Origin of the sequence: Methylosinus sp. LW4 (genome assembly GCF_000379125.1) — a bacterium.
Taxonomy (GTDB): domain Bacteria; phylum Pseudomonadota; class Alphaproteobacteria; order Rhizobiales; family Beijerinckiaceae; genus Methylosinus.
Genome location: NZ_KB900626.1, coordinates 991,318 through 1,013,006, shown reverse-complemented (window position 1 = coordinate 1,013,006; position 21,689 = coordinate 991,318). Strand labels below are relative to the sequence as shown.

Genomic DNA, 21,689 nt, shown 5'->3' with positions numbered 1-21,689 from the left:
CGGCGACGCGCTAATCCGGCAGCACGTCCGGCGTCTCCCAGGCGAGATGCTGGCCGCCGTCCACGGCGATCATCTGCCCAGTGACGCTGCGCGCCTCGGCGAGGAACACCACCGCGTCGACGACGCCGGATACATCCGCCGGCCGGCGCAACGGCACGCCGCGCGCTTCCGTCTCGAAGCCCTTCTGACCATGGACGGCGTTGGGAAACACCGGCCCCGGCCCCACGGCGTTGACGCGAATGCGCGGCGCGAAAGCCTGCGCCATTGTGCGCGTCGCCGTCCAAAGCGCGGACTTCGCCAACGTATAGGTGAAGTAGCGCGGCGTCAGGCGAAACACGCGCTGATCGACGATGTTGACGATCGCGCCTTCCGCCTCCTGCGGCAATTGCGCGGCCATGTCGCGCGCCAGCAGCAGCGGCGCGCGCAGATCGACCGCGAATTGCCGATCGAACACCTCGACCGAGAAATCCTGCGCAGCGTCGAGCTCGAACACCGAGGCGTTGTTGACGAGCAGCGTCACCGGACCGAAAGCGCGCGCGGCGAGCCCCATCAGCGCCTCGGTCTCGCGCGCGTCGGAGAGATCGGCGCCGACCACCGCCGCACGGCCGCCCTTGGCGCGGATCGCCTCTGCGGCGAGCTCCGCCTCCTCTATGGAGCGATGCGAGGCGTGCAGCACCACAGGGCGCCCGCAATGCGCCAGCCGAGCGGCGATCGCCAAGCCGATGCGCCGCGCCGCGCCCGTCACCAGAACCGGCCCCGAACCGCCTGCGCCGCCAGCGCTCATCGCCCGAATCCCCATCATGCCGCCGTGAAAGGCAATTCTCACGCCGCGCCGGCGCGGTCAATGCGCCCCTCGAGACGTAACCGCGGCTGAATTTACCGATTATTAGGCAATCTGAACGCCTCTATGCGACGTGATGATCCAATTCAAAATGGATAATGGCCAGAATGGCTCGGTTAATGCTAAATATAACATGGTTTCGACACAATCAATACATTCCAGCGCATCGTGGTTTTGCTTCGCCCGCAGCGCGGGCTCGGGCGCGGAAAGGTTCCGTTAACGTGAACGATTTTAATTCGACTGAGCTCTGGCTGGGCCTTGCCCCTCGCCTGCGCCGAGTTTTGTGACCGCGAGCCGAAGGCCCTTAAGGCGCGCGAATGTGGAGTCGAGTTCGATGAGACCTATGCTGCTTCCTGCGCTGCTGGCGCCCGCTCTGCTCTGCGCCGGCGCCTCCGCCCTCGCCGCCGATCTGCCGCGGCGCTCCGCCCCCGCCACCGATTATTACAGCCCGCCGCCCGCCTTCACCTGGCAGGGCTTCTATATCGGCATCAACGGCGGCTATGCGCTGGGCTCGTTCCAGAACGGCAGCAGCAATCTGCTCGGCAATCCCAATGGGTGGGTCGTCGGCGGCACGGCCGGCTATAATCTCACCTTCGCGCCCAACTTCCTCGTCGGCGTCGAAGGCGACTTCGACTTCAACAGCTCGAAGGACGGACGCTCGCCTTTCGCCGGCGTCTCCGGCAATGGCTCCGTCGACAACACGCTCACCATTCGCGCGCGCGCCGGCGTCACCATCGATCGCGCTCTGCTGTTCGTCACCGGCGGCTTCGCCGGCAGCAACACGACGGCGAGCGTGAACAACGCCTTCCAGGGCTTCTACGGCCAGCAGTCGAAATTCACCGCCGGCTGGGCGCTCGGCGCGGGCATCGAATTCGGCCTCGCGCCCAATCTCTCGGCCAAGGCGGAATATCTCTTCACCTCTATCGGCGGCGATCGCTATTTCGATTTCTCGGCCAATTCGCTGCAGACGAATATCGATACGTCGACGATCCGCGGTGGCCTCAATTATCACTTCTAGTCCATGACAGCGCCGATCCCGTCGAAAGACGGGGTCGGCTCGGCTCGCATTCGACTCTTCAATGCGCGTGCGGCTTGCTCAAGGCGCGCGCGCTCGCTTTGAAAAGCAGGTAGCCGACGATCGACACGGCGACGACGGCGATCACCACGGCTTCGGCGAGCAAAGCGAAAACGATCGGATCATTGGCTCCATAAGTGGACATTGCCGACTCCTCCAGTCGCCTGTGCGATAATTCGAGACGCCAGGCTTGCATGAGAGATTAGGCTTCGCGACTCTGCGCGACGAGCGCGCGCGGGGCCGCAGCGTCAATCGACCGCAATCACGAAAATCTCAGACAAAACGCGACGAATTTGATTTTCATCAAAAAGCGTCGCAACGAAGAAACGCACTCGCCGCTGCGGATCGGCGACATAGGTTCAACCGCGTTCGCGCATATTCGTTCCAAGCGCAGACGAAGGAGAACCGCATCATGAGCACAGTCGTCAGATTATCGATCGTCGGCGCCGCGGCGCTCGTCATCGGCATGCTCGGCGTCGACGCCGCCGTCGCCAAGGAGAAGCGCTGTCGGCAAATCTGCGAAGAGAAAACCGAGTATGAGCCGCCGAAATCGGAACAGCCGAATTGCGAGCACAGGACGAGCTATGTGCGCCGCATCGTCGAGCGCCGGACCGTCTATGTGTCGCAGCCCGAGGTGGTGGCGACGCCGGTGGTCGCCTATCCCGCCTACTCCTATGGCTACGCCTACCCATACGGCTATGCCGGCTATGGCGGCTACGGCGCCGGCTATGGCCTCGTCGGCGCCAGCTTCGGCGGCTGGGGCGGCGGCTGGGGCTGGTGAGGCTCTCCCCGCCGCGCGGCGCGTGACGAGCCGCTGACGAACGTATGGCGCGATGGGCGAAAAAACGTCGCGCCATACGTCTTTGGATGATGCGCCGCCTCGCGCGAATGCTCGTTTGACAATGTCGAGACCGCGCCCGATAGTTCAGCCGGGGACTTTTTCAGGCTGACGAAGATGATCGACGAACATAAGGGCGATTTGATCGGCGACGCATCCGATACTGCGGCTTCGCCGAAGCTCTCCCGCCGCGCTCTATTGTTGGGGCTTTTCGCTTTGCCGATCGCCGCGCTCGATGCCGGGCCCGCTCGCGCTCAAGCCGAGTTTTTCGGAATTGCGGCCGAGCTGGCGCGTCGGGCGATGCGCGGCGGCGGCAATGGCGGCGGCTATCCCTATCGCACGCGTCGGCCTCCGCCGCGCCAGCACGTCCATCGCAGCGACGGCGGCTCGCGACACGCATCGCGACGCAGCCATCGAGATGATGGCGGCGGCCATGCGAGCGGCGGCGGCGACAAGAGTGGAAACGGCGGAAGCGCCGCTAGCAGCGCGACGGGGCTCGGCAAGGCGGATTACTGATCCGGCCGTGCCGCAGCGTCAATATTTGCCGGATTTGCGGAGCGCCTCCAGCGCCTCCGCGGCGCCCGGAAAATCCTGCGCCTTGGCGAGGCGAAACAGATCGCCCGCTTTTTTCGCATCTCTCTTCAGCACATTGGGCACGCCCTTCTCATAGGCCCTGCCCAGCCAGAACTGGCCGCGCGGATTATTCTGCTCCGCCGCTTTCATATACAAGCGCACGGCCTCCTCGACATTCTCGCCGCCCTCCACGTCGCCATTCTGATACATGTTGCCGAGCACCGCCTGCGCTTCGGGGAAATCTTTATCGGCGGCCTTCTTGATCCATTTGAAGGCGGTCGGAAGATGCTGCGGCCGTCCCTGCCCTTTCAGCGCGATCATGCCGAGGATGAATTGCGCCTCGCGCTCGCCCGAGCTGGCGAGCGCCTCGCCGATCGACGCGGCGCGGTCGAACTCTTTCTCCTTCACCGCTCTGCGCAGTTCGGCGATGGTCGAGGATGCGCCGAGGGACGCCGGCTCGACGGTCGCGGTCTTCTGGCCAGGGACAGTCGAAGGCTGGCAATCCGCGATGCTGAAGCCCTCATTGCATTTGGGCTTGGCCGGCGGCGCATCATTCGTCAGAACCGCCGGACGGTCGATCTCGTTTCGCGCCGGCTTGATCTCGCCGGTCTGGCCATAATCCAAAGTCTTCGTCGGACGACGCTCGCTCTCGAGCTCGACGGCCGCGCGCCGCTCGCGTTCGGCCTTGTCGAGCTCGCGCTTCTTATTGACGCTGTCGCCGTCGCCGCCGAACAGCAGCGGCGCGACGGCCGCAAAGGCGACCACAGCCACCGACACGCCCTGCACGGCAGGATGCATCGATTTGAAGCGCCGGACCAACGAGGTCGAACGGCTCTTGGCGACCGCCAGAGCGACGGATGGCAGAGACGCGGCGGAGCCGGCGCTCGCGCTCGTCTGCGTCGCCTTGTCGAGAAGATGCGCGGGGTTCTGCACAATGGATGTGGCGTCGATGCGCAGCGCAGTCGCGCCTATGGCGTCGCTGAAGGCGCGGATCGACGGATAGCGCTGCTCCGGCCGTTTCGAGAGCGCCTTCATGATCGCGGCTTCCAGCTCCGGCGTCACGCCGGGAATGCGCGGCACCAGCGGCGGCGGATCTCTGCCGATCTGCGCTTGCAGCAGCTCCACCTCGTCGAGCCCGGCGAAGGGCGCCGCGCCGGAGAGAATCTCGTAGAGAACGACAGCGAGCGCATAGAGATCGCTGCGCTCGTCGCCTTCGCTGCCGCGTCGCTGCTCCGGCGCCATATAGAGCGGCGTGCCGATCGCCGTGCCGGCGCGCGTCATGCGCACGCTGCCCTGCACGCGGGCGATGCCGAAATCCATGATCTTCACGCGGCCATCATTGCCGATCATCAGATTGGACGGCTTTATGTCGCGATGGATCACGCCCATCTGATGCGCATAGGCGACGCCGTCGGCGGCCTGCGAGACGATGGCGAGACATTCCTTCACGCCGATCGGCCCGCCGCGCTCGCGCAGAACGTCGTCGAGCGCGCGTCCGCGCACCAGCTCCATCACCATATAGAGGTCGCGGCCATCGGGCAGCAGCGAATAGAGCGTGGTGATATTGGGGTGGTTCAAGCGCGCGAGGCTCTGCGCCTCGGCCTTGAAGCGCCCGACGAATTCGGGATCCTGCGTCAGCTCGGGGCGCAGCGATTTGATCGCCACCTCGCGCTCGATGAAAGTGTCGAAGGCGACATGCACCTTGCCCATGGCCCCGGCGCCGAGCAGCTCGACGATGCGGTAATGGCCGATCATTTTCTGGTCGCTCATGACCTCATGCCTCTATCGAACGACGATGACGCGCGTCGGCGGCGCGACATCCGCGACGACGGAAATCTTCTGCGTCGCGGCCTGATCGCGCGCGCCCGGCGGCGGCGCGACGATCTGAAACACGCCGACGGAAATATTGTCGTGGCCGCCCGCCACGAGAGCGGCCTCCACCAGAAAATGGCAGGAGTCCTGCGGCGAGCGATCGGCGATCGCGGCGACGAGCTGCGCCTTCGAAACGAGATTGGAGAGCCCGTCCGAGCACAGAATGATCGTGTCGCCGATCGCGAGCGGCAGTCCTTCCGACCAAATGGTCGGCGCGACCTCCTTGCGCGTTCCGACCGCCTGCAGAATGACATTGCCGCCGGGGCTGCGCTCGGCCTCTTCCTGCGTCATCACGCCCTCACGCACCAATTGCGCATGCAGCGTCTGATCGTCGGAGAGCTGCGTCGCCTCGCCGCCGCGCAAGATATAAGCGCGGCTGTCGCCGACATGGGCGAGCCATAGTCTTCCATCGCGAATGACGACGGCGGTGCAGGTCGTGCCCATGCCCTTGCATTCGGGCTCGCGCGCGCTGTGCTCGAAAATGGCGCGATTGGCGGCCTCGAAGGCCGCTTTCAGCGCGCGCGGCGGCTCGACGTCGAGCGAGTAGAACACGCGGCGCACGACTTCCGTCGCGAGAGCGCTCGCCACCTCGCCGGCGGCGTGGCCGCCCATGCCGTCAGCGACGATGGCGAGATAGCCCATTCTCGCCTCCGGCGCATCTTGCGCCGGCGCGACATAGGCGACGCTGTCCTCATTGGAGGAGCGCACGCGGCCGACATCGGTCCGCATCGCGCCGACGACGCGGAAAGCGCCCAAAGGAGCGTCGCGCTCCGTCGCCATCGCCTCTCGCCTTCGGTCAGTTGCGCTGCGCGCGCAGCAGGTCGCGTCCGAATTTGATCGGCACGGCGAGCGTCACGCGCGCGTCGCCGCGGCTGCGGCTGTAGGTGAACAGGCCGATGACCTTGCCATTGGCGTTGAACACCGGGCCGCCGCTATTGCCGGCGCCCGTCGCCAGCACGGAGAGCTGAATGCGCTCGCCGGCGCTGGTCAGCGTGACGCCATCCTTCTCCTTATAGCCGGTGGAGAGCTTGGAGACGATGCCGTCCGTCACCGTCGCCTCGGGAATGACCTCGTTCTGAACGCGCGTCAGCCCATTCTCCACCGTCACCTGACGCTGAACATTCTCCACCGAAATGCCCGGATAGCCGAGCACGATGACCTTCTCGCCGATCGTCACCTGATCGTCGTCGGCGAGCTCGACCTTGTCGAGCAGCTGCGGCGAGTCGATCTTTATGAGCGCAGCGTCGGAATCCGCCGAAGCGCGCACCAGCGCCGCATTGACGCCGAGCCGCGCGCCCGGAAAACGCACCTCGAGCTGCTCATTGCGGCCCTCGAAAGTGCGCTGCTCATTGCGCGTCATGTCGGGGATGTTGTTGCGGCCGATCGGAATGGCGACGCTCGACGGAAAAATGACGCCGCCCGCTTCAGGCACCCACATGTTGAGATCGGCGTAATCCTCGGATTCGAGATCGATGACGCCGATAGGCTTCCGCAGCTTCGCGTTTTTGGCGCCGGGGCCGCCGCCGAGATCGAACACATAGCCGAGACGCGGGGAATCGTAAGTCACCTTCCAGCCGGCGGCGACATGCTTGTTGGTGAGCAGATAGCCCTGCTCGCTGATGACGAAGCCGGAGCCGCGCCCGGCGCCGGCGATCTGCAGATTGGAGCGCTGATCGTCCTCGAGCGTCAGCCAGCGCACGACCTTGCCATTGGGCAGACGCACATAGGCCGGCAGCGTGTCCTTTCCGAACCGGAAGGTCTGATGGAAGATCGGCTTGCCGGTCTGCGTGTCGAAGAGACGCCAGCGCAGATCGACGCGCGCGGTGGCGTTGGAATATTTATTGTAGATGTCGAGCGGCGTCATGCCGATGAGATTGGTCTTCACCTCGCCCTGCAGCGCGGCGCTGCGCTGATCGGCGTGCTTGGCGTCCGCCTTCACATCCGCGAGCTCGGCCTGATGGCGCTCGTCGTCCTTGATCTGCTTCCAATAGACGGCGCCGCCGCCGAGCGCGATGAAGGCGAGCAGACCGGCCGCCACGGCGCCCCAAGTGCGGCCCGCCGATCGGCGCTCCTCGACGATCAGCCGCTGCACCGTCTCCTGCCCGACGCCCGCCTTGTGCGGAGGCGCCTCAGTCGACGTCGAGCCGATCTCGGCGACGGCGGTGGACGCCGCGGTCTGCGCCGTCTCGATCAGCCGGGTCGCGGCGGAATCGTCTATGCCGATGACGCGCGTGCGCGCCGCGAAGCTGGCCGGCCGGGGCTGCAGATCGAAGGTGAATTTCGGCCCCTTGGCGCCGCCGAGCTCGATCTTGTCCTCGGGCAGCAGCTCGGCGTCTTGCGAGATGCGCTGGCCGTTGAGGAAAGTGCCATTGCTGGAGCCGAGGTCGATCAGCTTGAACTTCAGATCGTCGCCTTCGCCCTCGATGCGGATGACGGCGTGCTGCCGGCTGACGACGCCGTCTATGATGGGATCGAAAGCGATTTTCGATGTCGGATCGCGGCCGATGGTGATCTCTTTCAGATCGCCGATCGGAAGCTGCTCGATCTGATTGGCCTTCGACCCCGACAAATGCCGAATGACGACGCGCTCGACGACTCCACCCATAGCTCCGCCCCTGAAAATGCAGCGACTTTGCTTCAGCGCGTGAAAAAAGCAATAAAAGCGCCTGCGTCGCCCCCATTTGCAGAATACCAGCGGCGCGCGGCGCCTCGCAAGAGGCGTTCCGCGGCCTTTGGGGCGCCGACTTGCGCCGGACCGGCCGATCGTATAGCAGGTTCCTCTGGACGATGAGCGCGGAGTCCTTCGCCCGATGAGCAAGAAACCGTTGAACCTGGTGCATTTGTCGACTCTGGTCGCCGTCGCGATCCTGGTCGGCACGGAGCTCGTCGCGACCTCCTGGGCCGCCGGCTGGGCGCTCGGCGGCCTGTTTCAGCTCGATCCGGCCATCAGCCGCATTTTCGAGATCGTCTTTGCGCTGGCCGGTCTGGTCGGCCTGTATTTCTTCATGCGCACCGCCGTCCGCCACGAGCCTATCCGCTGATTTTTCGACCCTAGGCCGACGACAGGCGCTTCCCCGCCCCGCGAGGTTCCCTGCATGATCGACGACACGGATCGCCGCTCCTTCCTCAAGGCCGCGGCCGCTACAGGCGCGCTCGGCGCAATGAGCGCGAATGAGGCCGACGCCCAGCCCGTCCCCGGCCGTCTCGACCTCGGGCCGGCGGAGCCCTTCTCCTTCGAGCGGCTGAAGGAGACCGCCCGCCGCCGCATCGCGGAGCCCTTCCGCCCGCCGAGCCAGCCCGATCCGCAGATCACCTCCAAGATCGACTATGAGGCCTGGGGCAAGATCAACTACGACACGAATTACGCGCTCACCACGGGCGCCGGCCGTTTCCCGGTCGAGTTCTTCCACCTCGGCATGTTCTTCAAAAAGGCCGTCCGCTTCTATGCGGTCGAGAACGGCCAGGCGCGCGAGGTGCTCTACAACTCCAAATATTTCGACATGCCGTACGATTCGATCGCCCGCCAGCTGCCGCCGGGCGCGGGCTTCGCCGGCTTTCGCATTCAGGAGCCCAAGGACGGGCCGCTCGACTGGCGCAAGAATGATTGGGCGGCTTTTCTCGGCGCCTCCTATTTCCGCGCCATCGGCGAATTGCGCCAATATGGGCTCTCGGCGCGCGGCGTCGCGCTCGACACTTGGGTCTCCGGCCGGCCGGAGGAGTTTCCAGATTTCACCAATGTCTATATCGGCCCGGAGGCGGAAGACGGGCTGCCGCTGCATCTCCTGCTCGAAGGTCCCTCCATCGTCGGCGCGTTTCGCATCTTGGCGAAGCGCGGCAAGGGCGTCGTGATGGACGTCGACTGCTCGCTGCATTTGCGCGGCGCCTTCGAGCGTTTCGGCATAGCGCCGCTCACCTCCATGTATTGGTTCTCCGAGACCAAGAAGCCGACCGCCGTCGATTGGCGGCCGGAGGTGCATGATTCCGACGGCCTCGCAATGTGGACCGGCCGCGGCGAGCGTCTGTGGCGCCCGCTCAACAATCCCGATCGCGTGATGGCTTCCGCTTTCGGAGACGAAAATCCGAAAGGCTTCGGCCTGCTGCAGCGCGATCGCAATTTCGATCATTATCTCGACGGCGTTTTCTATGATCGCCGCCCGAGCGTGTGGATCGAGCCCAAGGGCGATTGGGGCAAGGGAACGATTCAGCTCGTCGAGATTCCGACCGACGACGAGATCCACGATAACATCGTCGCCATGTGGGTGCCGGCGAAGCCCGCCGTTCCCGGCGCGTCTTTCGACTTCTCCTATCGCCTGCATTGGCTCGCCGACGAGCCAGATCCGACGCCGCTCGCGCGCTGCGTCGCGACGCGGCTCGGCAATGGCGGACAGCCCGGCAAGCCGCGCCCCAAAGGCGTGCGCAAATTCATGGTGGAGTTTCTCGGCGGACCGCTCGAGCGTCTGCCCTTCGGCGTGAAGCCGGAGCCGGTGCTTTGGTCCTCGCGCGGAAGCTTCTCCTACATTTACACGGAAGCCGTGTTCGACGGCGTGCCGGGACATTGGCGCGCGCAATTCGATCTCACCGTCGACGGACATGATCCCGTCGAGATGCGGCTCTTCCTCGCGCACAAGAATGAAGCGTTGTCGGAGAACTGGCTCTTCCAATATCACCCGTTCTGAGGCGCCTCAGCGCGCCTCCAGGGCGACGTTTTCCGAAAGCCGGGCGGGATAGTCGCCCTCGCGCAGAAGGCGCGCCAGCGCCTCTGCGGAGCGCCCCCAGGACAATATGTCGCAGGCTGGCGCGGCGGGCGGAGCGGCGAGCGCCTCCTTCAGCCGGGCCAGCAGAGCGTCGCTGTCGCCCGGATCGAAATAGGACGCCCAGTCGCCGCCCACCTCCCGAAACACCGGAATGTCGCTCGCTATGGCGCGCGCGCCGAAATGCGCCGCCTCGACGAGCGGCAGGCCGAAGCCTTCGGCGATGGAGGGAAACACGAGCGCATGCGTGCGCTCGTAGAGATAGCGCAGATCGGCGTCGCTCGCGCCGCGCAGCCAGAACAGGCGACGGCCGAATTCGGGATGCTCCAGAATGCGCCGCTCGAGCGCCCGCACATTCCAGCCTTTCGCGCCGACGATGACATAGCGGACATCGGCGCCCTGCTCCCACCAGCGATCGAAGGCGCCGAGCGCAACCGCATGGCCTTTGCGCGGCTCCAGCGTGCCGACGCTGAGAAAGAGCGGCTGTCCTCCCGCCGCGGCCTCGACAGCGTTCGGCGACGGCGCCGCGTCGCCGGGCGCGCGAAAATCCGCGCCGAGCGGCCACCAGCCGAGGCGGAGGCCCGGCTTGCACGGCAGGCCGCGCTCCCGCGCATAGGCCTCGAGATCGTCGATGACGGACTTGGAGATGCCGACGATCGCGTCGCTCTTTCGAATGAGGAGATCGAACCATTCCGCAAAGGCGCGACGAGCGGAATTCGTCACCACGGAGGGATAGAGGATCGGAATGAGATCGTAGAGGCAGCCGACCGTCTCGCCGCCGGCCTGCGCGACGACATCGATCATTCGCGAATATTCCGCCGTGAGGTGCCAGCCGGCGTCGAGCAGAAGAAATTTATCGCCAGCGGCCGGCGTCACCTCATTGGGAAGATTATCATGCAGAAAATGGGAAAAGAGCCGCCCATCCTCCATGAAGACGGGAATTCCGGCGCCGCTCTCGACCGTGGCGCGCGCAATCTCGCGAACGACGCGCTGAATGCCGGTGCGGCCTATGGTGCGATGTGTCGCCGTCATATCGACGAGCAGCCGCGCATGCGTGGCGGGAGGCGGAATGTCGCCCGCGAGCGCCGTGCGCCACGCGCTCGCCTTGTCGTCGCTCGGCTTTCGCCATACGCCGTCATGCAGTCGGCCGAGGCCGAGCAGACGCGTCACCGTCCAATAGAACTCGCGGGCTCGCGCATAGAAAAATTTCGTGGCGTCATCGACCTCGCTGCGCGCGAGCTCATCGATCTCCGCCTTCATCTCCTGCAGAAGATAGGCCTCGATACGGCCCTCTCCCGACCTTTTTTCGACCATTTGCGCGCGACCTCGTCTATGACGTCGCGGACAATAGCGGCCCGGTCGGGCAATTCCAAACGCGCATTCGGCGCGCATAGGCCGCCGAATGCGAGGACGCCGGCCGTGACCGCTGACGGATCGCGACCGGCGTAGCGCCAGCGAGAGTGTCTCGCTCAGCCCCCGTGGGAAATGATGGGGGCGAAATGAACCAGGGTGATGATCAGCGCGATCGCGCCGATGAACCACGCCAGAGACTTGACGATGTCCTTCCCAGAGGTCTGCAGAGCCATTTTCTTCTCCATTGGTGCGCCGCCGCTCGTTGTTTCGAATTGGCTGCGTGCAGAGGCGTCAGAGGTCGCAGCTTGACCTATCGAATGGCGACATATTGCGTCGCGCGCAAGTTAATTTTTCGAGCAGCGTGGGGAAAAGCGCTCACTGCGCCGGTTGCGGCTCGCCGACGCCCGGCTGCGCCTCGCCCTGCCCCTTCTGCTCCTCATGGCCCGAACGATGATCCTCGACCGGCGCATCGCCCGCCTGCGGCGTCCGATGCGCCTTCTCCCATCGCTCCATCGCCTCCGCATCATGCGCATGCGCGGCGTCCGGCGCGTCGATCGCCGCGTCGATGAGCAGATCGCCGGCCTTCTCGAACACCAGCGTGAGCTCGAAGCCCCAGCCGACGGGATTGATCTTCTTTATGCCGGAGAGATGGACGAAGGAGCCGCCGGGCGCGAGCGTCACCTTCGATCCATTGGGAAAGAAGATCGCATCTGTCGCGACCGCGAAGTGTGGAGCGACATGCAGATCGAAGCCGCCGATCTCGGGAGATTTCACTCCGATGAGACGATCGGCGGAATCGCTGCGGTTATACACGACCATGAACAGATTGGCGTCGCTCTCGCCGTCGCGCGGCGCGCGCAGCCAAGGATGCTCCACCTTGATCCCGCCTTTTTCATATTCATGAGCGCTCGCGCGAGAAAGGCCGCTCGCAGCCAGCGCAGCGCCTCCGGTCAAAAACAGAACGCGCCGTCGATCGATAGACATGCTCGCCTCCCTTTCGGCGCGCCGCAGGAATCGCAGCGTCGCACACGCAATGACGGCGAAGGCGCCGCGATCACGCTCGCGGCGGCTTCGCCTTGAAGGAGTTTTTGTACCAGAGACCAAATCCGACCAGTCCCAGCGCCGCAAAAAATGTCGCGATGGTGATGTTGCGGCTCTCGGTCTCGCCGACGGAGAAGGGAAAGCGCGAGACATATTCTTTCGTCCCGTCGTCGCTCCTCGCCTTCACCAGGCCGATGAACTTGCCCTTGTTCTTGAAGTCGTATTCGAAGTTGAGCGTGCCGGTGCGATATTTCTTCGCCGGAACATAAGTCTCCGTGTTCTGCTCGAGGTTCTCGTCGTCGCTCGCCTGACCGACATCGCGCAGAACGCGGATCTCCAAATCCATGTCGCGCAGCTCTTCCTGCACGGCGTCGAGCACGATGATGGTGGGACCGACATCGGGAATGTCGTCGCAGAACTGCTCGCGCGATTTCAGCGGCTGATAGCCGGTGAAATTCATCTGATCGGGGCCGATCTTCATCTTGCATTGGCCTTCGTCGATGCTGACGCCGCCATGCGCCTGCGCCTGCGTCGCCACGCCGACCAAAACCGCGGCGGCCAAAAATCGAACGATCATGCTTCTCTCCCGATCGCGCGTCTTTAAAGGGGCGCGCTTTTCCCCGAGCGCCGCCGCCGCATCGGCCGCTCATCGTGACACGATGAATATACATCGTATAGCGATATAAATGCAAGAGCGCGCTTCCCTCGCGCCGCGGCGGCGGGCGCTTGACCCCGCGCGGGGCGAAGGCCATCATGGGCGCTTGGCCGAAGATCGCGGGCAGCGAATCCGAGGAGAACGAGAAAAATGTCGACGGCGCTCGAGAGCCGACCTCAGGAAAGCGATGACGCCGGCCGCCCCTCCGACGAGGAGCTTCGCGCGCTCGCCGATTTCCGCTACGCGCTGCGCCAATTCCTCGCCTTCAGCGAGCAGGCCGCCGCGGATGTCGGCCTCACCATGCAGCGCTATCAGGCGCTGCTCGCCATCAAGACCTTTCGCGCCGGCGCGCATATCAGCGTCGGCGAGCTCGCCGAGCAGCTGCTGATCCGCGATCACAGCGCCGCGGAGCTGGTCTCGCGCCTCGAGCAAGCCAAGCTCGTCAAGCGCAAGAGCGATCCGCTCGATCGCCGCCGATCGCTCATCGTGCTGACGACGCTCGGCGACCGTCGGCTGGCGCAGCTCGCTTTCGTGCATTTGCGCAAGCTGCGCGCCGACAAGAGCGCCTTTCTGCATCTCTTCGACACGCCGTCGGACGGCGAGTCGCAGGATCAGACGCCGCGCTGAAGCGCGGCGCGACTCGCTCGCGCGCTCGACGACCCCCGGAGCCGTTTTCGTCACGGCTCCGAGAGACGAGCGTCCCGATCAGGATTGTGACGACGACCACGGACGCATGAAGCTCAGCACCGTCGCGCTCAGCGTGCTGCCGGTGAGCACGACCGTCGCGCCGAGCGCCAGCAGCGCGACGAGATTGAGCACGAGATCATTGGTGTTGCCCGCGACGGCGAGAACGCCGAGCACGATCGCGGCCAAGCCCGCCAGCGCCTGAATGCCCGCCGAGCCAGAGGCCATCTCGCTCGCCAGAAACTCGCCGCCGACATTCTGCGATTGCGCGGCTTCGCTCTTCGCCTGCGCATGACGCAGCGTGTAGAGATGCCACACGGCGTTGCTGCTGAGCACGAGCGCCGTGCCGAAAGCGATGGTCGCGATCGGAGTCAGCACGCCGGAATTGATGCCGAGCAGCGAGAGAACGCCGAGCACAATTCCCGCCGCTCCCACGAGGAAGACGGCCGAGAGGCTGCCGCCTCCGAAATGCTCGAAATTCGCAGCCTTCGCGCCCGCGGGAAAAATGATCTGCGCATATTCCGACAGCATCGCGCCGCCTTGAATGAGCAGAGCGACGCCGAACACGATCGTCGCTATGCCCGCCATCAGCGGCGGATTGATTCCGGCGAGCCCGCACACGGCGAGGACGATCGTTGCGATGCCTCCCACCGCATCGACGAGACCGCCATAGACTGCGGCGTTTTCTTGCGCTGTCGCCTCTCGGAAGGTCATGGACATGAGGATCTCCGTTCCTGCAGCCCGTCCTGCAACCCCGCGAAGCATCTAGTCGCGCTGTCCGAGCCGGCAAGAGCGACGATCGCGCCCGTCGACGCGAGCGTCGCCGTGCCGGCGCCGACCGCGGAAAGCCGCAGGAACCAATCTTCGTCGAATGTGTTCAGTCGAGTCGGGGATTTGTTTTGTCGGGCGAAAGGCCCCATTGGCGACGGAGGGCGTGATGAAATACCGGACTCTCGAAGAAATAACCAAGCTCGCGGGCGTCGAGCCGGTCGAGGCGAAGCGCGACCAGGCGTCTCTGCGTCGCGCGCGCCTGGAGCGGCTCGCCGCTCTCATCGAAGCGCATGTCGGGCGCATCCGCCTTTTCTCGATGATGGAATATGTGCCGGTGAAGGAACGCGTGAAGCTGCGCCAGGACGAGTCGCCCTTGTCGATCGCCTTTCGCGACGCCGTGTTTCGCGAGGAAGGCCTGAAGGGCGACAAGCTCGGCGATGCGATCGATTTTTTCCAGCTCTCCATGCGCGAGGCGCATCACATTTTCTGCGATTGCAATTATTCCGGCGCGATCACGCCCGGCGCCGTCGCCGCTCGCGCCCGTTCCGTCGCGGAGAAGAAATCGCTCGGCGAGCTGTGGCGCAGCTTCACGCAGCGTCTCGGCTTCGCCTGAGGATATTGGACCGACTGGATAAAGGAAGGATCAGGCCGCCGCAACGCGGCGGCCTCCGTTCATCAGAACGAAAGGCGCGCCGGACAGGAGAATGTCCAGCGCGGCGAGCGACTGGTGCCGTCCATTCACCGAGAGCCGCGGCAGCGACATGAGACGCTCGCGATGCTCGGGAAAGATCATGCCCGCACGCGTCGTCACGGCGCTGGCGAAGCCGAGCCGCGCCGCCAGCTCGAATTCCCGTCGCGCCGCCGAGGTCGGATCGCCGACCGGATAGCAAAAATGCGGGACCGGCCGTTGCAGCTCGGACTCTAGACGCAGCCGGCTCTCGGCCATCTCATAGATCGCCGCAGCGCAATCCACCTTGGCCAATCGCGCATGCGTCACCGAATGCGCGCCGATCGTCGCCAGCGGATGATCGGCCAGCGCGCGCAGCTCGCTCCATCCGAGGCAAAGACGCCGCGTGAGCGCGTGAGGCTCGATCCGCGCCTCGGCTGAGAGAGCGGTGACGACGCGAAGCAGCTCCGCCTCGTCGCCGGCGCGCAGCTGCGCATAGACCTCGGCGAATGCGAGGCGCTTTTGCGCCGCCGTCGCCGCCGCGCAGCAAATGTGCTTGCCGCCGGCGATGACGTCGAGACGATCGAGGCGCCGGATCGCCTCCTCCAGCTCCACCCACCACAGCCGCGCGGAAGCGTCGGCGTAGCCTGCAGTGAGATAGAGCGTGAATGGCGCATTGTGACGCTCCAGCGCCGGCAGCGCATGCTCGACGAAATCGCGATAGCCGTCGTCGAAGGTGAGGACCGCGAAAGGCGCTCCCGTCTCGCCGGCGCGCAGCCGCGCGAGCGCGGTCTCCAGCGAGACGATCTCGACGCCGCGCTGACGCAGCCGCGCGATCAGCGCGTTCAAAAACTCCGGCGTGATCTCGAGCGGCTGATTGGGCTCGAAGGCCTGCTCGAGCCGCGGCCGCACGCGATGGAACATCAAAATCGCGCCCAGCCCGCGCGTATAAGGCTCGGCCAGACGGTGCGCGCCGCTCGCGCGAAAGAACTCCATGCCCGCCTCTATGGCCATTCGACGCCATTTCGTCACAGCCGCCGCGCCTCCCCGCGCATTTCTTTTTCTGCGCCCACCATCTCGAGGTCTCGTTGACCTTTCCTTGCTAGTGTCGCGAAGAAGCGCAAACATCAGCAATGCGGCGACGATATGGTTAACGCAAGAACAGAGAATTTCAGAGAAGAAAACCTCATGGAGCTGTCACGACCGGAGACCTCCGTGGACGAAATCTCGCTCGATGTCTTCTCCTGTTTCGAGGCGGCGCGCGCGGATTGGGAGGTTCTGTTCGCCAATGCGCCGGCGAGCGCTTATCAATCTTTCAGCTTCGAGCGCGATTGGTACGAGACATTCGGCCGCACGCGCGGCCTCACGCCGATGATCGTCGTCGCGCGGCATGGCGAGAACGCGCGCCCTCTCGCGCTGCTCGCGCTGGCGACATCGCGTCTCGGCCCGCTGCGGATCGCGCAATTTCTCGGCGGCAAGGAGAGCAATTTCAATCTCGGCCTCTTCGCCGCCGATGCGCGTCTCGACGCCGCCGCGCTTCGCGCTCTGCTGCGCCGCGCCGCGCGCGCCAACGGCGTCGATCTCTATCGCCTCGGCAATCAGCCACAGGCTTTCGAAGGAGTCGTCAATCCGCTCGCCCTGCCCGGCTCGTGCGCGAGCCCGAGCTTCGCCTATGGGACGAGCCTTCCCGCGACGGCGAGCGAGCTCGACGCGCGCTTCTCCGCCGATACGCGCAAGAAGCTGCGCAAGAAGCAGGCGCGGCTCGAGAAGATGGGCGCGCTCGTCTTCGAGCATGGCGCGACGGGCGCGCGCGCGACAGAAATTCTCGAGGCGCTGCTCGCGCAAAAGGCGGAGCGCTTGCAGGATCCCTCCTTTGCCAGCGGCGCCATGCGCGATTTCGTGCTCGGCCTCTGCGGCGGCTCGCTGGAGGTCCATGCGCTGACGCTGGATGCGCGCATCATCGCGACCTATGCGGGCTTCACCCATCGCGGCCGCTTTTCGGCGATGCTCAACTCCTTCGTGGCGGATGAGGAGATCGCGCGCTCCTCGCCTGGCGATCTGCTGCTGCATTCGCTGCTGCGCGATCTTCTCTCGCGCGGCGTCGCGCGCTTCGATCTCGGCGTCGGCGAGGCGCGCTACAAGAACGCCGTCTGCGACGAGACGATCGCGCTCGTCGACACGCTCGTTCCAGCGACTCCGCTCGGCGCACTCGCGGCGCCCGCGTTGTCCGCGCTCACCCGCGTCAAGCGCGCGGTGAAGCAGAATCCGCGTCTTCTCGCCAAGCTCACCGAGCTGCGCCGACTCGCGCGCTGACTTTACGCGGCCGAAGCGTCGGCGGAAGCGGTCTCGTCCTCGAGCAGGAAGGCGTCGCTGACGCCCGCTTGCGCCAGCTCGTCGATGACCGCCTCGGCCGCGCGCTCGGAGCCGCTCACCAGAACGATATCGAATGACGGCGCGAGGAACATGGCGCGATCATAATCGCGCGTGGCGAAGACGATGAAATCATAGGTCTGCGCCAGCGCTTCCAGCACGGGCTCGGCGTCCTGATCATATTCCGCCGCGGCGCGGCCGCCCGGCATCACATGCAAACGCGAATCCGCGTCGCGATGAATGGCCTCGGCGAAGGTCGCGGCTCCGCTCGAAAGATCGGCGAGGCCGAGCGGCCGGGCGCGATCGACATCGGGGATCAGCCGATCATAGAGCTCGCCGCGCTCCTGCGCATCGGCCGCGACGATAATGGCGAGGCCGCGCCGCGCCAATGCGCGCGACAATGTCACCGCGTTGTCGAAACTATGCTCGGCGTCGGCGCAGCCGACCAGCAGAACTTTCACCGAGAGCGTCGCCATGCGCGCCGCGTCGATCTTTCCGACGACGCTGGATCGATAGGCGCGCGTCGATCTGCTCTCGAGCTTGGGCGTGCGCGAGGGCGCTAGGCGCGTCCGTGGCTCGGCGGCGAAGCTCGCCATCTTCGGAGGCGGCGCCTGCTCCTCTTCTTCTTCGGGCTCCACAAAGGTCGGCTCGCGCCGATCGGAGGCGATGCGCGCCTTTGGCGGCGCCTCCAGCTCCGCGTCGTCGCGCTCCTCGAGGCGCGGGACCGGAAGCGGCGCCGCGACGCGCGCGCGGCCGCTCAGCAGCTCGATCGCGACGATCGATCCCGCGGATAGAATAAAGGCGGCGATCGTCGCAAAGGCGGTGATCGGAACCTTTTTCGGGAAGGAGGGAATTGGCGGCGCGACGGCGCGCTGAATGACGCGCGCATCGGCGGGCGAAGCCTTCGGACCCTCGCGCGCCAGCGCTTCCTGATATTTGGCCGAATCCGCCTCGAGCTGATCCTTGAGCACGCGCGCGGCGCGCTCGAGCTCGCGCAGCTGCACCTCATCCGCGCCCGCGGCGCCGGCGACGCGTTTCTGCTCGTCCATCGCGCGAGAGAGATTCTCGACGCGCGCGGAGGCGATATGCGCCTCATTCTCCAATGTGCGCGCGGTGCGCTCGGCGGCGCGGCGCCAATCGGCGTCGAGATCGGCGAGCTGCGCCTGCAGCTCCTTTATGCGCGGATGGCCGGGCAGCAGCGTGCGCGATTCGAGCGCGAGCTGAGCGCGCAGCGACACGCGCTGCTCGCCGATGCGGCGGATCATCTCATTATTGGCGACGTCGGGAATTTCTCCCACGCGATTTTGCCGCAGCATGTCGCGCACCAGCCTCGCTTTGGCCTCGGCGTCGGCCTGCGCGGTGCGCGAGATGGAGAGCTGATTGGTGAGGTCGCCGAGCTGCTGCGTGGCGATCGTCATATTATTCGTGCCGGCGAAGAGGCCGGAACGCGAGCGGAAGGCCTCCACCTTGGCCTCGGCCCGGCCGAGCCGCTCGCGCAGATCGGCGACCAGCGGGCTCAGCGATTGCGCGGCGTCGCGAGCGTTCTCGCGCTTCGCCTCACGCTGAATGTCTATATAGAAGGAAGCGATGGCGTTGGCGGCGTGCGCCGCGAGATCGGGATCGCGCGCGGAAAATTCGATCTGCAGCACGCGCGTCTTGGTCGGAGACAGCACGAGCAGCTTGTCGAAATAGGCGTCCAGCATGCGCTCTTCCGGCGCGAGCTTGGAAGGATCGCGCGTCAGTCCCAGCATCACGCCGATCTTCGTGCCGAGCCCGAGACCATTGGCGATCGGATCGAATTCGGAATTGCCTTGCAGGTCCAGCGATTTCAGCACGCGCCGCGCGAGATCGCGCGAGGTGAGCATTTGAATCTGGCTCTGCACGGCTTCGGCGTCGGGCGCCGCGGCGGGATCGGAGCGCTCCTTGTCGGCGCGTGTCAGATAGCTCTCTTGATTCTCGAGCAGGACGCGCGCCTCGGCCGTGTAGCGCGGCTTGACGACATTGACGAAGACGAGCGAGCCGAGAAAAGCGGCCAGCGTCACGCCGATCACGATGCGGCGGCGGCGCGACAAGGCGCCGGCGATCTGCCCGAGATCGATCTCGCCGGTCGAGGCCTCCGCCTGCGGGATCTCGCGCGAGATCGCGCGTCCCGTCTCGCCCCGGGGGCTCCTCGCGTCATCGTGAGGGTGGCCGAAATTCATCTCGCGAACTCCAATTGGCGCTCGGACCTTGTACCGAGATTATGGTTTCCGCAGGGTTAACCGCGGCGAGACGGCGCCATTGAAGAGGCGACGAAGCGGCCCGCGGCGATCAGGCTTTGTTAACCATGAACCGTTAAAAAATTTCCCCGGGACACGTTCTTTAGCTGTTCCTCGAGCCCGAGATTCTAAATGCCGAGATATGGCTTTCTCCTGTTCTGGCTGATGATGTGCGCGACATTGTCGGGATGCGCCCTGCCGGGCGCCTATGTTCCAGAGCTTTTGACCTCCTCGACCGAGGAGCCCTACACGCTCGCGGCAGGCGATCGGCTTCGCGTGATCGTCTTCGGCCAGGATGCGATCTCCAACAGCTACACGGTCGACGGCTCCGGCCATATTTCGATGCCGCTCATCGGCATCGTTCCGGCGGCCGGCCTCACGACCCAGGCGCTGCAACATGAAATCGCCGCACGTTTGCGCAACGGATTCGTCCGCGATCCTCGCGTCTCGGTGGAAGTCGAGGCGTATCGTCCCTTCTTCGTGCTCGGAGAAGTGATGAGCGCCGGACAATATCCTTTCGTCGAGGGTCTCACCGTGCAGAAGGCGATCGCCATAGCCGGCGGCTTCAACCCGCGCGGCTATCAAGGCGAGGTCGATTTGACGCGCGACTACGGCGGCGTTCCAGTCACCGGCCGCGTGCCTTTGCTGCAGGCGGTCCGGCCAGGAGACACGATCACTGTTCGCGAACGGATTTTCTAAGAAGAAAGATGCGCGAGAACCGGCAGAGCCTGACGAGCGACGACGAGAGCCCCGGACGGCTGCGCATCGTGCATGTGATGCGCGCGCCGATCGGCGGGCTCTTTCGTCATGTCGTCGATCTCGCCGGCGCCCAGGCGGCGCGCGGACATGCGGTCGGCGTCATCGCCGATTCCTCCACCGGCGGCGAGCGCGCGGAGGCGACGCTGCGCATGCTCGAGCCCTCGCTGGAACTCGGCGTCACGCGTCTGTGCATGCGCCGGCTGCCGAGCTGGAGCGATCCGATCGTCGCCTTTCGCATCGCCATGGCGCTCAAGCGGCTCGCGCCCGATGTCGTGCATGGCCACGGCGCCAAGGGCGGGCTCTATGCGCGCCTGCCGGCGCTGCTGCCCTTGTTTCCGACGCTGCCGCATCCGCATATTCGCGTCTACACGCCGCATGGCGGCAGCCTCCATTACGATCCCGACGCGCTCGTCAATCGTCTCTATCTCTCGGTGGAGAAGGCGCTGGAGCGCGTCACCGATTTCATTCCCTTCGAGAGCGCCTATGCGCAAGAGCGCTTCGCGAGAGCGATCGGCTTCTCCCGCGCGGCGACTCGCGTCGTGCCCAATGGGCTGCGGCCGGAGGAGCTCGAGCCGATTACGCCGATCGCCGGAGCGGCGGATTTTCTCTATGTCGGCGAATGGCGCCGCTTCAAAGGCGTGGACACGCTGATCGAGGCGCTGTCGCTCATTCGCGACGCGACCGGCGAAGCGCCGCGGCTCGCCCTCGTCGGCTCCGGGCCGGACGAAGCGGCTCTGCGCGCCTGCGCCGAGAGGCTCGGCGTGAGCGAGCGTCTCTCCTTCGCGCCGCCCATGCCGGCGCGCGAGGCGCTGCGGCTGGGGCGCATATTGGTGGTGCCGAGCCGGGCCGAGTCGCTTCCCTATATCGTGCTCGAGGCCATCGCCGCGCGAACGCCGCTGATCGCCACCAATGTCGGCGGCATTCCAGAGATTTTCGGCGAGCATGCGGATCGTCTCGTCGAGAGCGACGATCCGGCGGCGCTGGCGCGCGCAATGATCGCCGCGAGCGGCATGGACGAGGAGGCGCAAAGGCGCGCCGCCGGCCAGCTCGCTGAACGAGTAGCAGAAAATTTCTCTTTGACTGCAATGGTCGAGGCCGTGCTGCGCGGATATCGCGAAGCGCTCGAGGCCGCCGGACATCGCAGCGCCGCGGAGGCCGTTCTGCCGCAGCGGGCCTGATGA

21 protein-coding genes are annotated in these 21,689 nt (G+C 65.5%); 9 read left to right on the top strand and 12 right to left on the bottom strand.

The annotated features are described in order from the left end of the window. Positions 1–10: 10 nt before the first annotated feature. Positions 11–784, bottom strand: coding sequence for an SDR family oxidoreductase (locus tag METLW4_RS0105105; RefSeq protein WP_026191265.1), 774 nt, complete (start codon positions 782–784; stop codon positions 11–13). A 391-nt stretch (positions 785–1,175) separates the two neighbouring features. On the opposite strand from METLW4_RS0105105, the gene METLW4_RS0105100 reads away from it, so the two are divergent. Beyond that, positions 1,176–1,859: an outer membrane protein gene (locus METLW4_RS0105100; protein WP_026191264.1), complete on the top strand. Its 684-nt coding sequence runs from the start codon at positions 1,176–1,178 to the stop codon at positions 1,857–1,859. A 58-nt stretch (positions 1,860–1,917) separates the two neighbouring features. On the opposite strand, the gene METLW4_RS28250 is transcribed toward METLW4_RS0105100, so the two are convergent. Beyond that, positions 1,918–2,061, bottom strand: coding sequence for a hypothetical protein (locus METLW4_RS28250; protein WP_018265126.1), 144 nt, complete (start codon positions 2,059–2,061; stop codon positions 1,918–1,920). Between the two features lie 267 nt (positions 2,062–2,328). Here METLW4_RS28250 and METLW4_RS26970 point away from each other — a divergent pair, with 267 nt between their 5' ends. Then, complete coding sequence (locus METLW4_RS26970; RefSeq protein ID WP_026191263.1) at positions 2,329–2,697, top strand: hypothetical protein; 369 nt, start codon at positions 2,329–2,331, stop codon at positions 2,695–2,697. A gap of 252 nt (positions 2,698–2,949) precedes the next feature. Here the strand turns inward: METLW4_RS26970 and METLW4_RS27640 are convergent, their stop codons facing one another. The 4 genes from METLW4_RS27640 to METLW4_RS0105070 all read right to left on the bottom strand — a co-directional run bounded on the left by METLW4_RS27640 (position 2,950) and on the right by METLW4_RS0105070 (position 7,804). Beyond that, positions 2,950–3,189 (bottom strand): hypothetical protein, encoded by a 240-nt coding sequence (locus METLW4_RS27640; protein WP_157234906.1) that lies wholly within the window; start codon positions 3,187–3,189, stop codon positions 2,950–2,952. Positions 3,190–3,288: 99 nt separating this feature from the next. Then, entirely contained in the window at positions 3,289–5,097 is a 1,809-nt protein-coding gene (locus METLW4_RS24040; protein ID WP_018265123.1) for a serine/threonine-protein kinase, read from the bottom strand. A 12-nt stretch (positions 5,098–5,109) separates the two neighbouring features. Then, complete coding sequence (locus tag METLW4_RS0105075; protein ID WP_018265122.1) at positions 5,110–5,979, bottom strand: PP2C family protein-serine/threonine phosphatase; 870 nt, start codon at positions 5,977–5,979, stop codon at positions 5,110–5,112. A gap of 16 nt (positions 5,980–5,995) precedes the next feature. Further along, a complete protein-coding gene (locus METLW4_RS0105070; protein ID WP_026191262.1) occupies positions 5,996–7,804 on the bottom strand; it encodes a trypsin-like peptidase domain-containing protein in 1,809 nt (602 codons plus the stop codon). 205 nt (positions 7,805–8,009) lie between these two features. Here METLW4_RS0105070 and METLW4_RS0105065 point away from each other — a divergent pair, with 205 nt between their 5' ends. Then, positions 8,010–8,240: a hypothetical protein gene (locus METLW4_RS0105065; protein ID WP_018265121.1), complete on the top strand. Its 231-nt coding sequence runs from the start codon at positions 8,010–8,012 to the stop codon at positions 8,238–8,240. Between the two features lie 54 nt (positions 8,241–8,294). Then, the gene (locus METLW4_RS0105060) at positions 8,295–9,875 is read left to right on the top strand and encodes a glucan biosynthesis protein (protein ID WP_018265120.1); all 1,581 of its coding nucleotides are present in this window, start codon (positions 8,295–8,297) and stop codon (positions 9,873–9,875) included. Positions 9,876–9,881: 6 nt separating this feature from the next. Here the strand turns inward: METLW4_RS0105060 and METLW4_RS0105055 are convergent, their stop codons facing one another. The 3 genes from METLW4_RS0105055 to METLW4_RS0105040 form a co-directional block, all read right to left on the bottom strand. Beyond that, positions 9,882–11,264 carry a glycosyltransferase family 4 protein gene (locus METLW4_RS0105055; protein WP_018265119.1) on the bottom strand — a complete coding sequence of 461 codons (1,383 nt, stop codon included), beginning with the start codon at positions 11,262–11,264 and terminating at the stop codon, positions 9,882–9,884. A 414-nt stretch (positions 11,265–11,678) separates the two neighbouring features. Beyond that, a complete protein-coding gene (locus METLW4_RS0105045) occupies positions 11,679–12,287 on the bottom strand; it encodes a copper chaperone PCu(A)C (protein WP_018265117.1) in 609 nt (202 codons plus the stop codon). 70 nt (positions 12,288–12,357) lie between these two features. Beyond that, positions 12,358–12,921, bottom strand: a complete 564-nt coding sequence (locus METLW4_RS0105040) for a hypothetical protein (RefSeq protein WP_018265116.1) — start codon at positions 12,919–12,921, stop codon at positions 12,358–12,360. A 228-nt stretch (positions 12,922–13,149) separates the two neighbouring features. On the opposite strand from METLW4_RS0105040, the gene METLW4_RS0105035 reads away from it, so the two are divergent. Then, entirely contained in the window at positions 13,150–13,626 is a 477-nt protein-coding gene (locus METLW4_RS0105035; protein ID WP_018265115.1) for a MarR family winged helix-turn-helix transcriptional regulator, read from the top strand. Positions 13,627–13,704: 78 nt separating this feature from the next. On the opposite strand, the gene METLW4_RS0105030 is transcribed toward METLW4_RS0105035, so the two are convergent. Further along, on the bottom strand, positions 13,705–14,403 hold the full coding sequence (locus METLW4_RS0105030; protein WP_018265114.1) for a hypothetical protein: 699 nt from the start codon (positions 14,401–14,403) through the stop codon (positions 13,705–13,707). Between the two features lie 217 nt (positions 14,404–14,620). On the opposite strand from METLW4_RS0105030, the gene METLW4_RS0105020 reads away from it, so the two are divergent. Next, positions 14,621–15,067 carry a hypothetical protein gene (locus METLW4_RS0105020; protein WP_157234904.1) on the top strand — a complete coding sequence of 149 codons (447 nt, stop codon included), beginning with the start codon at positions 14,621–14,623 and terminating at the stop codon, positions 15,065–15,067. Between the two features lie 30 nt (positions 15,068–15,097). Here METLW4_RS0105020 and METLW4_RS0105015 read toward each other — a convergent pair whose 3' ends face one another. Then, positions 15,098–16,135 (bottom strand): polysaccharide deacetylase family protein, encoded by a 1,038-nt coding sequence (locus METLW4_RS0105015; protein ID WP_018265111.1) that lies wholly within the window; start codon positions 16,133–16,135, stop codon positions 15,098–15,100. A gap of 174 nt (positions 16,136–16,309) precedes the next feature. Between METLW4_RS0105015 and METLW4_RS0105010 the strand changes: the two genes are divergently transcribed. Next, positions 16,310–17,434, top strand: coding sequence for a GNAT family N-acetyltransferase (locus METLW4_RS0105010; RefSeq protein WP_018265110.1), 1,125 nt, complete (start codon positions 16,310–16,312; stop codon positions 17,432–17,434). A gap of 2 nt (positions 17,435–17,436) precedes the next feature. Here METLW4_RS0105010 and METLW4_RS0105005 read toward each other — a convergent pair whose 3' ends face one another. Beyond that, positions 17,437–19,692, bottom strand: a complete 2,256-nt coding sequence (locus METLW4_RS0105005) for an exopolysaccharide transport family protein (protein ID WP_018265109.1) — start codon at positions 19,690–19,692, stop codon at positions 17,437–17,439. A 189-nt stretch (positions 19,693–19,881) separates the two neighbouring features. On the opposite strand from METLW4_RS0105005, the gene METLW4_RS0105000 reads away from it, so the two are divergent. Continuing rightward, positions 19,882–20,448, top strand: a complete 567-nt coding sequence (locus METLW4_RS0105000) for a polysaccharide biosynthesis/export family protein (protein ID WP_018265108.1) — start codon at positions 19,882–19,884, stop codon at positions 20,446–20,448. Between the two features lie 8 nt (positions 20,449–20,456). After that, entirely contained in the window at positions 20,457–21,686 is a 1,230-nt protein-coding gene (locus tag METLW4_RS0104995) for a glycosyltransferase family 4 protein (RefSeq protein WP_018265107.1), read from the top strand. Positions 21,687–21,689 lie beyond the last annotated feature (3 nt).